This window comes from Sulfuricurvum sp. MLSB, assembly GCF_000747095.1.
Taxonomy (GTDB): Bacteria; Campylobacterota; Campylobacteria; order Campylobacterales; family Sulfurimonadaceae; genus Sulfuricurvum.
Map to the genome: position 1 here is coordinate 10,171 of NZ_JQGL01000105.1, position 11,012 is coordinate 21,182.

Annotated in this window: 12 protein-coding genes; 8 read left to right on the forward strand and 4 right to left on the reverse strand. The window is 50.1% G+C overall.

From position 1 onward, the window contains the following. Window positions 1–50: 50 nt before the first annotated feature. The 3 genes from JU82_RS07715 to nadA are packed head-to-tail and all read right to left on the reverse strand — an operon-like array spanning window position 51 to window position 1,725. Window positions 51–389, reverse strand: coding sequence for a DUF86 domain-containing protein (locus JU82_RS07715; protein WP_037948995.1), 339 nt, complete (start codon window positions 387–389; stop codon window positions 51–53). Continuing rightward, window positions 386–679: a nucleotidyltransferase gene (locus JU82_RS07720; RefSeq protein WP_037948997.1), complete on the reverse strand. Its 294-nt coding sequence runs from the start codon at window positions 677–679 to the stop codon at window positions 386–388. Before JU82_RS07720 ends, JU82_RS07715 begins: the two co-directional genes overlap by 4 nt. 53 nt (window positions 680–732) lie before the next feature. Next, window positions 733–1,725 (reverse strand): quinolinate synthase NadA, encoded by a 993-nt coding sequence (nadA, locus tag JU82_RS07725; protein WP_037949000.1) that lies wholly within the window; start codon window positions 1,723–1,725, stop codon window positions 733–735. A gap of 157 nt (window positions 1,726–1,882) precedes the next feature. On the opposite strand from nadA, the gene plsY reads away from it, so the two are divergent. The 8 genes from plsY to JU82_RS07765 all read left to right on the forward strand — a co-directional run bounded on the left by plsY (window position 1,883) and on the right by JU82_RS07765 (window position 8,537). After that, a complete protein-coding gene (gene plsY, locus JU82_RS07730; protein WP_037949002.1) occupies window positions 1,883–2,497 on the forward strand; it encodes a glycerol-3-phosphate 1-O-acyltransferase PlsY in 615 nt (204 codons plus the stop codon). Further along, window positions 2,494–2,820: a dihydroneopterin aldolase gene (locus tag JU82_RS07735; RefSeq protein WP_037949005.1), complete on the forward strand. Its 327-nt coding sequence runs from the start codon at window positions 2,494–2,496 to the stop codon at window positions 2,818–2,820. Before plsY ends, JU82_RS07735 begins: the two co-directional genes overlap by 4 nt. Window positions 2,821–2,899: 79 nt before the next feature. Continuing rightward, complete coding sequence (locus JU82_RS07740) at window positions 2,900–3,556, forward strand: OmpA family protein (protein ID WP_294892555.1); 657 nt, start codon at window positions 2,900–2,902, stop codon at window positions 3,554–3,556. 263 nt (window positions 3,557–3,819) lie between these two features. Continuing rightward, the gene (gene hsrA / locus JU82_RS07745; RefSeq protein WP_037949013.1) at window positions 3,820–4,491 is read left to right on the forward strand and encodes a homeostatic response regulator transcription factor HsrA; all 672 of its coding nucleotides are present in this window, start codon (window positions 3,820–3,822) and stop codon (window positions 4,489–4,491) included. Then, window positions 4,470–5,771: a HAMP domain-containing sensor histidine kinase gene (locus JU82_RS07750; RefSeq protein ID WP_037949015.1), complete on the forward strand. Its 1,302-nt coding sequence runs from the start codon at window positions 4,470–4,472 to the stop codon at window positions 5,769–5,771. The genes hsrA and JU82_RS07750 overlap by 22 nt, the downstream gene beginning before the upstream one ends. 78 nt (window positions 5,772–5,849) lie before the next feature. Continuing rightward, the gene (locus JU82_RS07755) at window positions 5,850–6,104 is read left to right on the forward strand and encodes a YfhL family 4Fe-4S dicluster ferredoxin (protein WP_037949017.1); all 255 of its coding nucleotides are present in this window, start codon (window positions 5,850–5,852) and stop codon (window positions 6,102–6,104) included. Continuing rightward, entirely contained in the window at window positions 6,105–7,568 is a 1,464-nt protein-coding gene (locus JU82_RS07760; protein WP_037949019.1) for a Ppx/GppA phosphatase family protein, read from the forward strand. A gap of 12 nt (window positions 7,569–7,580) precedes the next feature. Further along, the gene (locus JU82_RS07765) at window positions 7,581–8,537 is read left to right on the forward strand and encodes a DUF808 domain-containing protein (protein WP_037949021.1); all 957 of its coding nucleotides are present in this window, start codon (window positions 7,581–7,583) and stop codon (window positions 8,535–8,537) included. A 74-nt stretch (window positions 8,538–8,611) separates the two neighbouring features. On the opposite strand, the gene bamA is transcribed toward JU82_RS07765, so the two are convergent. Beyond that, window positions 8,612–10,861, reverse strand: coding sequence for an outer membrane protein assembly factor BamA (gene bamA, locus JU82_RS07770; protein WP_037949023.1), 2,250 nt, complete (start codon window positions 10,859–10,861; stop codon window positions 8,612–8,614). Between the last annotated feature and the right edge of the window lie 151 nt (window positions 10,862–11,012).

Sequence of the window (11,012 nt, forward strand, 5' to 3'; positions counted from 1 at the left end):
TAAATTGTTCGATCATACAACTACCTTTTTAACTTTTTCTTTCAAATGGTTCAAATTTCTTTTTTCATCTTTTCGATGTCTGTTTTCAGTGCTGGAAACTGCTCTTTTATCACTTTCCATACAATCTCTTCATCGATTTCAAAATACCAATGAATCATCTTGTCTCTCATCTTTGCCATTAAAGACCATGGAATATTACAATACTGCTTTGTCAGTTCATCAGGTATCTGTTTAGCCGCTTCTTCGATCACTTCAATCTCACGGACACACGCACTTACCGTTTTATCATCTGCTTTAAATGCTTCAAAATCATACCCCTCGACGAACCGTTCGCACTTATCGATACTGCGCAATATATCATCGATATATAGGGCATAGTTTCGTTTCATACGGCTATTTTCTCAAGCTCAATCTGTTCATACAACTCGGCTCTGAGTTTTCTACGCGGAACCAAATCGACATTGCGTCCCAATACCGCTTTGATCTTCTCTTCGAGTTCGATAAAACGGAGTAAATCGGGGGTGTCGGAAAAATCTACGAGTAAGTCTACATCACTTGCTACGCCTTGTTCTCCACGGGCGAATGAGCCGAAAAGAGCGAGAGAAGAAATATGGTACTCTTGGGTGATTTCGGGTTTTAAAAGGGTGAGTTTTTGTAAAATAATTTCTTTTTCGTTCATTATGACCCACCCTTTCAAAAGTTTTGTATTATTGTAGCATATCAGGAATTTTACTATAACGCCATCATCCTCTCTAAAGCCACTTTCGCCCAGTAGGCGGTATCTTCATCCACTTCGATCTCGTTGATCGGGTGTCCTTCCTCGATCGCTTTGAGGGTATTGTACAAATCCTCCAGCGTCGTTTCGTTCATCGTCGGGCATTCGGGTTTCGTCGATGACAGAATATAGGTGTTTTTAGGGCGGAGGCGGTTGACCATATTAAACTCGGTTCCCACCGCCACTTTCTGATCTTCGGGAAGTTCCGTGATGTATTTGATCAGCTGCGACGTCGATCCGACGAAATCAGCTTTTTCGCAGATCGCGGGGTCGCACTCGGGGTGGACGGCGATCAGAATCCCGGGGTATTTGTTCCGGTAGAACTCGATGTCATCGACACTGAAGAGCTGGTGAACGGAGCAGAACCCGTCGTAGCAAATGATATCGGCTTCTTTGGGATCGGTCCCGTCTCCGATAACGCACGATTTCAGCCCCATCTGAGCAGCAATGTTCTGCCCCAGACAGCGGTCGGGTACGAACAGAATCTTTTTCCCCTCCGCCAGCGCCTTTTCGATGATCGTTTTGGCATTCGAGCTGGTGCAGACTAGCCCGCCCATTTTGCCGACGCGCGCTTTGACGCTCGCATCGGAGTTGATGTAAGTGATCGGCAAAATGTCTTCCGCCTTGATTCCGCTTTGTTCGAGTTTGGCGATCGACTGGTCAAAATAAAGGCCGTCGATCATCTTTGCCATCGCGCAGCAGGCGATGCGGGGCATGACGACCCGTTTTTGCGGGCTCAGAATTTTGACACTTTGCCCCATGAATCCGACACCGCAAAACACGACGAACTCTTTGTCATCCGCCATGGTACGTTTGGCCAGTTCAAGCGAATCGCCGGTGATGTCCCCCATCTCGAACACTTCGTCGCGCTGATAGTAATGGGCAACGACCGTAACGCTGAGACGTTTTTTCAGGTCGATAATCTTTTCTTTTAGCTCTTCGGTAGTCAAACCTCTAGTCCTTAATACAACGGTAAAGGGAACATTATAACGAACTCGCCGTATCAGCCTTGTTAAAGTGTTACCGAAATACCATCACTTTTTAGTTCATTGTAACGATTGGTACACTATAATGACGCCATTACATACATTATTGCGAAAGGATATTATGGATTTCCTCTATAATCTTAACGTCCAGTTCTATCTGGCGGCCTACCTGATCGGGGGGATTCCCTTCGGATTGATCCTTGCCAAAGCATTTGCCGGCGTCAACATTAAAGAAGCGGGTTCGCAAAGCATCGGAGCGACAAACGTTCTGCGCGTCGTCAAAGAAACCAATCCCAAGCTGGCCAAAAAACTCGGCGCCGCAACCCTCGCGCTGGATGCACTTAAAGGGATCGCCGTCGTTGTGGCCGCCAAATACTTCGAACTCTCCGACAGCGCCCAATGGCTGATCGCCGTACTCGCCGTTTTGGGGCACTGCTACAGCCCGTACCTGTGGTTCGAAGGGGGCAAAGGGGTTGCAACGGGAATGGGCGTCATGGCCGTCATGCTCCCGATTGAAACAGCGATTGCGCTGCTCGTGTGGCTGGTTGCGGCCAAAACGATCCGTATCTCGTCGCTCTCGTCGATGCTGGGGCTTGCCGCCCTCGTTGTCGCTTCGTTCGTGCTCCATCCGCAGATGTTTCACGTACCGGTTCTTTTTATCGCTTTTATCCTTTTTTACAAACATATCCCCAACTTCATCCGCCTCATCAAAGGGGAAGAGAAGCGGGTCGTATGAGAATCCTCATCGAGGATTTGACGTTTGAAACGATCCTCGGGATCCTGCCGCACGAACGGACAACGCCGCAGCGCATCCGCATCGACTGCGCCATAAACTACGTGTATTCGGACGAACAGTTCATCAACTATGCCGACGTCGCCTCAGAGATCGTTCGGATTATGAATGACGCGCGGTTCGAACTCATCGAAACGGCGCTAAACGTTCTGGCATCTGCCCTTAAAGAGCGTTTCCCTTTGATCGATGGACTGGATTTGAGCATCCGAAAACCCGATATTCTCCCCTATTGCACCGTCGGGGTTCAACAAAACTTTAGTTTTTAGTTTTTTTCCGGGCTTCAAATCTTCCTTTATTTTAGACAGCTATAATGATGCAATAAGCAATGCATTTAAGGAGCGAATTATGATGTACAAGACGATGTTTTCCGCAATTGCGGCCGGATTTCTGCTGATCGGGTGTGCCGGTACCGAAACGGGAACCGGTACAGGTCTCTCCAAAACACAGACCGGAGCGCTGCTCGGCGGCCTTGCCGGTGCCGTTGCCGGAGGCGCGACAGGGGATCACAGCGCGAAGCGAATCTTGATCGGAGGCGCAATCGGCGCGGCAGCCGGTGGGGGAATCGGCTACTACATGGACAAACAAGAAGAGGAGCTGAATAAAGAGCTCAAAGGCAGCGGCGTAGACGTCCAGCGCCAAGGCGACACGATCAATCTGAACATGCCCGGCGGGATCACTTTCGATACCGGCAAAGCCAACATCAAATCCAATTTCAATGCGGTGCTGGACGACATTGCCAATGTCATGGTCAAATATCCCGAAACCAAAATTGAAGTACAGGGGCACACCGATAACGTCGGCAACAATGCCGACAATCTTCGGCTCTCCGAACTTCGTGCGCAAAGCGTCCGCTCCGCTCTGAGCAGCCGGGGGGTCAGTTCGAGCCGTATCACGGCGATCGGATTCGGCGAAAGCATGCCGGTTGCCTCGAACGATACTCCATCAGGACGTGAAGCCAACCGACGTGTCGAAATCAAAATCATCCCCAATCCCGCCAAATAAGTTTGAACGCCGATGGAGCAAAGCCCCATCGGCTACGCTGGCCGCTATGGCACATGTAGCTTGCGAAAAGCTTAGCCGTAGGCGACAGCAAAAGCTTTCCCCTGGCGGGGAAGATTATAAGTGCCGGCCATAGACTCAGCCCCACATAAATCCCTTTCTCAACGTAATACAAAAAAAGTTTTTTTAAAAAAAATTGAAAAAAAGTTTAAAATTTTCTAAAAGTATGGTATGATTTCGGGAAAATTTCGCACCGAGGAACGTGAATGCGTATTCTGATCATTGAAGATGAAGTAACCCTCAACAAAACTCTTGCCGAAGGGCTTAAAGAGTTCGGTTACCAAAGCGATGTCGTCGAGACCCTGAAAGACGGTGAGTATTACCTCGACATCCGTAACTATGACCTGATTTTGATGGACTGGATGCTACCTGATGGCAACAGCGTCGACATCATCCCCGACATCAAAACCAACACTCCAAAAACGGTTATCGTCGTCCTTTCGGCACGCGATGACAACGAAAGCGAAATCGAAGCGCTCCGCGCCGGTGCCGATGACTACATCCGCAAACCGTTCGATTTCGACGTTCTGGTCGCCCGCATCGAAGCGCGTCTGCGCTTCGGCGGAAGCAACATCATCGAAATCGATGATCTGACGATCAATCCTGAAGAGGAAAAGATCATCTACAAAGAAAAAGAGATCGAGCTCAAAGGAAAACCTTTCGAAGTATTGACTCACTTGGCGCGCCACCGCGACCAAATCGTTTCCAAAGAGCAACTGCTTGATGCGATTTGGGAAGAGCCTGAGCTCGTTACTCCGAACGTCATCGAGGTAGCGATCAACCAAATCCGCCAAAAGATGGACAAACCGCTCGGCATTACGACTATCGAGACGGTCCGTCGCAGAGGATACCGCTTTTGTTTTCCAAAAGAAGCATAAGACGACGTTTTCTTTTCCAGCTCATTGTCGCTTCGGCGGCACTGGTCCTACTCTTCTCCTCTTTTTTATACCTTTTTATCAAACAATCCATTTACGATGAAAAACAGGCTGAACTCATCAGCTTTGCCGAAAATATCTCCTCATACCGTTCTCTTCTGTCGTCCCAACAGAACAACGCCGATGCGCTCATGGGCCTTAGCGTCGAGCTGATTACCCTCCCGCCGGATGAAGAATATCTGGAATTCCATGAAACGACCCATCACGACAAAACAACGACGCTGACGCTGATTTATCCGTTTGATTTTGCCAAATCGTCCTATCTCAAAATCAGCCGCGACATCACTCCAACCAAACGGCTGCTACGTAAAATACTGAACTCCATTTTTCTGATCAATGCCGTCGGCTTTGTCGTCATTATCCTCTATGCCATCGCCTTTTCAAAAATGCTGATTGCCCCGATCAGCGCACTTAGCCGGCGTCTGGCGAACATGAACGAACATTTGATCCGTCCGATCAAAGTCGAACAGCTTCCCGATGAATTCGAGCCGCTGGGGGAAACGCTGAACCGCTTGATGGGGCGTATCCAGAACTTTGTCAAATACCAAAAAGAGCTTTTTATCGGAGCGGCACACGAGCTAAAAACCCCTCTTGCCGTCATAAAACTCAAAAATCAGGTGACGCTGATCAAAAAACGCTCCCCCGAAGAGTACATCGAAGCGATCAAAGTGACCAACCAAAGCGTCGACGATATGAACAAAATCGTCGCCAATATCCTCAATATCGGACGCCAAGAAGGCGCCCAGCTCGAAGCTCCGGCCGAGGCCGACATCATTGCGATCTTGCAAAAATGGGCGGGGGATTTCTCCCTTTTGGCCCAAAGCGAACATAAAAATCTTGTTTCACGGTTCCAACCCGACGCGTTCATTGCCGTTTTACAGGTCACGCTTCTCAACCAGGTATTGCAAAATTTTCTCCAAAATGCCCTCAAATTTACCCCTGAGGGGAAAACGATCCTCTTTCAAAGCTACCTGAACGGAACCGATCTCATCATCGAAGTGCTTGACGAAGGGTGCGGCATTGATGAAAGTATCGACTTGTTTGCCCCTTTTATACGGCAGGGAAATAAATCAGGGGTCGGATTGGGACTCTTTTTGGCCAAAAGCGCCGCCGAAGCCATCGGTGCTAAAATCACTCTTACGAATCGCAAAGATGGAACGGACGGAACGCAAGCCCAACTTGTCCTCCCTTCCAAGCTGTGTTGTCTGCTCCCAAAACACTAAAGTGCGAACGTTTAAAAGTGCTCAAAGGTTCGTTTCGCTATAAATCGCGCACTAACGAAAAAAATAGAGGTTTATACGATGCCATTAATGATTATCGATGAATGTATCGCGTGCGATGCTTGTCGCGAAGAATGCCCCATGGATGCGATCGAAGAGGGAGACCCTATTTACATCATCGATCCGGACCGTTGTACCGAATGCGTCGGTACGTATGATGAACCGGCGTGTATCGCCGTGTGCCCGGTAGATTGTATCATCCCGGACAAAGACAATGTCGAAACAATGCAGGAGCTTCTGTACAAACACCAGCAGCTGATGGAGGAAGATCAGTAAATGGCCAAATGTACCGCCGTTATCGACATCGGAAGCAATTCGATGCGGATGGCGGTCTTTCAAAAGACAAGCCGTTTTGCGTTTCACATTATTCATGAAGTCAAAAGCTCCGTCCGTTTAAGCGAGAACGCGTACAAAAACGACGACAACCTTCAGTCCTTCGCGATGGACCGCACCGCTGCGGCACTGGCAGAGTTCCTGGATGTAGCCCGTTCGTTCGGGGCCAGAAAGGTTTTGTGTGTTGCGACTTCGGCATTGCGCGATGCCCCCAATGCTTCCGTATTCATCACCCGTATCCGGCGTGAGCTTGGGCTGCAGATCAAAGTGATCGACGGAGACAGAGAAGCGTATCTGGGCGCTCTAGCGTGTGCCAATCTTCTCCCCCGTATCGACGCGATTACCGTCGATGTCGGCGGAGGCTCCAGTGAGTTTGCCCTCCTCGCAAACGGAAAAGTCCAATCTCCCTTTTCTCTTAATATCGGAACCGTGCGGCTCAAAGAGCTATTTTTGGATCATGACGATCTAAAAGGGGCTATCCGATATATCGATGACGCTCTGAAGTCTCTCCCTTCTTTTGATACGGATACTCTCATAGGGATCGGCGGAACCTACCGTGCCATTACCCGTGCGATGATGAAAGACGAATCGTATCCCCTCAAAAAGCTCCACGGCTACACAACCCGCAAAGAACCCTTTGACGTTTTTTGCAACCAGATACTCGAGGCCAATCCGAAAAAACTCAAATCCCTTTACATCAAAGCGGAGCGCTTCGATACGATTAAACCCGGTACATTGATCCTGCAGCGCATCATTCGTCATTTAAAAGTGTCCAATCTTGTCTGCAGCGGCGTCGGGGTACGTGAAGGCGTTTATCTGAACGATCTGCTCCGCAACAGCGGGGGATTGTTCCCGGCCAATTACAATCCGAGCATCCGGTACCTGCTCGATACTTATGCGGTCCACAGCGACCACGGGAATCAGTGCGCCCGTTTGGCCGGGCGTATCTTCGATGTGCTGGATGCTCCACTCAAACTCGAAGGCAGCCATCGCAGCGAACTGATCATGGCGGCCAAACTTCTGCCGATCGGAATCGGGATACGCTACTATGCGTATCAGCGCCACAGCCATTATCTGGCACTCAGTGCTTTGGATTACGGTCTCAGCCATCGGCAGATTGCTCTGATCGCGCACCTGCTCCTCTTTAAAAAAGGGGTTGCGTCCTCCGAATTGCTTCCGAAAAACGGGTACGCGCCGCTCCTTCCCGATACACGGACCCTTGATGCCCTGTATGCTCTCTTATGGCTTTCGCATGTTCTTCTTGCAAGCCGGCAGAATGTCGACGAGATCGGCCTTGAGTACACGCAGGAAGGTCTTGTCATTCGGGGAACACGCTTGTATCTGGCCGCCGAGCAGCTCAAAAACATCGTCCTTCCCGACAATCTTACCGTTCTTATTAATCCCTAAAGGAAACATTCTATGGCAGGCAGCAGTCTTCTAATCCTGATCGATGATATTACCCTACTCCTCGACGACGTCGCGGCCATGAGCAAAGTCGCCGCCAAAAAAACGGCGGGTGTGTTGGGCGATGATCTTGCTCTCAATGCGCAGCAGGTCGCAGGTATCCGTGCCGAACGCGAGCTTCCCGTCGTCTGGGGGGTAGCCAAAGGGTCGTTCAAAAACAAAGTGATCCTCGTCCCCGCCGCACTGGGACTAAGTGCGTTTGCCCCGTGGTCCATCATGCCGATCCTGATGGTCGGCGGAGCGTATCTGTGTTTTGAAGGCTTTGAAAAAATCGCCCACCCTTTTTTGGGGGCCGATAAAGAAGAGGACGAACACAACCGCGAGCTGATCGAAGCGTTTCACAATCCTGATGTCGATCTGGAAGCCTTTGAAAAAGAGAAGATCGAAGGGGCGATCCGAACCGATTTCATCCTCTCGGCCGAAATCATCGTCATCGCGTTGGGAACCGTCGCCGACAAAGATATCATGACCCAGACGATGGTTGTCAGCGGCATTGCCGTGGCTATCACAATCGGTGTATACGGACTGGTGGCCGCCATCGTCAAAATGGATGATGTCGGGCTTCATCTGCTTCAAAACGCCTCCGAAGGGAAGCGGGGAGCACCGCAACGCGCGCTTGGGCAGGGACTGCTCAGCTTTGCGCCGAAACTGATGAAAATACTCACCGTCGTGGGGACTGCGGCGATGTTCCTCGTAGGGGGCAGCATCCTCCTTCATGGTATCCCGGATGCTCACCATGTTGTAGAGTCTGCCGTTCACGCGACTGAAACAATACCGGTTGCAGGTGGGGTTCTGGGCGGGATGACACCAATTCTGCTGGATGCCGTCGCGGGAATCGTCGCCGGAGGAATCGTTCTCGCGGGAGTCAGTATCGTTTCCAAAATTATCGGGATGTTCAAAAAAGCGGATTAAATGAAGAAGCGGGACTTCCCGCGTTCGAAGAAAAACTCAGGTTCTCAGGAAAGGGAACATTTTCCCCTCCCCTTTTAAAATCTCTGTCCGATCGTAAATTCGAAGTGGGTCACATCATCGCCGGGTTTGTCGCCGATCGGGTTGGCAAACACCAGCTGCAACGGTCCGACGGGACTGAACCATTCCAGTGATATCCCATAACCGCCCCGCTTGATCTCGCTAAGGCTGTTCTCTCCGATCATCCCGTAGTCGACAAACGCCGTTGCCCGCATCCGTGCTTCAGGAACGAGAGGAACACTCAGCTCGAAACTGTTTGAGAATGTCTGGGTTCCCCCGATTTTAAACGGTTCGCCGTCATTGTCCAGCCCTTCCGTCGGCGAAAGCGAATATCCTTGATAACCGCGGACCGAACCGATCCCTCCCATATAGAATTTTTCACCCAGCGGCAAACCGCTCTGAGCGCTGCCGAGATTTTCCACATAGTTGAAACGGGCTTTGTAGCGTAAAATCAGATCCGCATCGGTCAGCTTCTGCAGCCCTTTGTAGGCGCCGAAGTTGGTGCGGCTTTTGAGAAATTCGGCATCGCCTCCAAGTCCGGCCGTTTCAAAGCTTTGACCGAATGTGAATCCTTCGCGAGGAATGTAATAATCATCGGTATTGTCAAACGTCGCCGAAACGATGACGGAGCTTTTCGCGTAATTTTCGTAATAGCGCGGATCAAGCGTCGTTACCGTCGAATCAACGTCGCTGTAGGAGTTGGTCGAATAGTTATACCCCAAATAGCCGTTGATGTAGCGGTTGAAACGATGCCCTGTCCCGACACTCATACCGGTTGAGGAAACGGTGTAACTGTCGTATTCGGTCGAACTGTCGTAAATCGAGAAATTTCCGCTGAAGTCGCTGTCGTTGAGGCGGGGATTCGAGATATTGAACGAATAGTTGCTCGTGCGTTGCGAGCGCTCGAGATTGAGCCCTACGTTGATCCCCGATCCGAAGATGTTCCGGTCGCTGATCGCGACGCTGAGCAAAATCCCGCCGAAACTTCCGTATCCCCCGCCGAGCTGAATGTTCCCGGTGGGCGCTTCTTTGGCCTGCACGACCAGGTCCATCGTCTCATCATCAATCCGCTTCTCTTCGATCGTATTGCTCTCGAAATACCCCGTACGTCCAATCGCGTTGCGTGAGTCTTTGAGGTTGGTCAGGTTGTACCAGTCGCCGGGGGCAAGGAAAAGCTCGCGGCGTACCACCCTATCAAGCGTACGGTTATTCCCGGAAACGATGACGTTGCGGATTTTGACCTTTTTGCCCGGATTGATCCGGTAGACGACGTCGACGCTTTTAGCTTCCTTGTCTTTGCGCAAATCGGGCTGTACCTGCACGTAGGCGTATCCCAAATCGGCGATTTTCGTTTTGATCCGGTCGGCATCTTCACGGAATGTTTTGATGTTGAACGGTTTATTTTTCTCAAGGGCAATAACCGCTAAAAGCTCTTTGTCATCGATAACTGCGGTATCTTGGAATACAAGGATGTCGCTGACGCGGTACACATCCCCTTCGAAAATCGTGTAATCCATCTGCGCCGTGTAGTTGTCGAAATCGACCTGAACGAACGGTTCGTCGATCTTGGCATCCAGATAACCGTTTTGCATGTAGTAATCGCGGATGCGAAGCGGATCGTACTGCAGTTCGGCAAGCTTCATTTTCCCGTCGTTGCGGCCCCACATCCATCCCATGAATTCTTCTTGCTTGTTCGCGATCATGCTGTCAAAATCGTCGCTGTCGAGGGTATTCACACCCGCGTAGCGCACTTGCTTGATGATGATCTCTTCCCCTTCATTGACAATGAACGTCACGTGCATACTGCCGTTCTCAAGCTTTTCGCTGTCGATTTCGACCACCGAATCGATTTTCCCGTCCGCACTCAGGGCATCAACAATCCGCTTTTTGGCACTTTCCAGCCGTTTTTCATCGTACAAAGAACCTTTTTCGACCTGCAAAAGCTCTTTTTGAGCCGCTTCATCGTTCTCTTTGTACCCTTTGAGTTCGATTTTTGAGATAATCGGCTTCTCTTTGAAATAAAACGTCACTTTTCCGTCGTTATCATCGACCCAGATGTCTTCAAAATAACCCTGATCGTAAAAATTCTTGATCGTTTTATCGACCGCTGCGGGATCGAGCGGTTCGCCGATTTTTACTTCATTGAGCCGTTTGGCAACCGTTTCGGAAATATGGACCATGCCGTCGTATTGGATCGATTGGACGTTCTGCGTCGAGGCATGCACGAGCACACTCGCCACTATCAAAGAGAGGGGTATTGTTTTCAAGCCAAAATCCGTTGCGTTAAGATAAGTCTCTGATTGTATCACCCGATAAATTAATGTGCGGTAAATTAAACGGCTCCTAACCATTCAATGGGTATGATGACGGGACTAAAGCAGAAAGGGAACAGATGAAGATAGGTATCGTTGGGCTTGG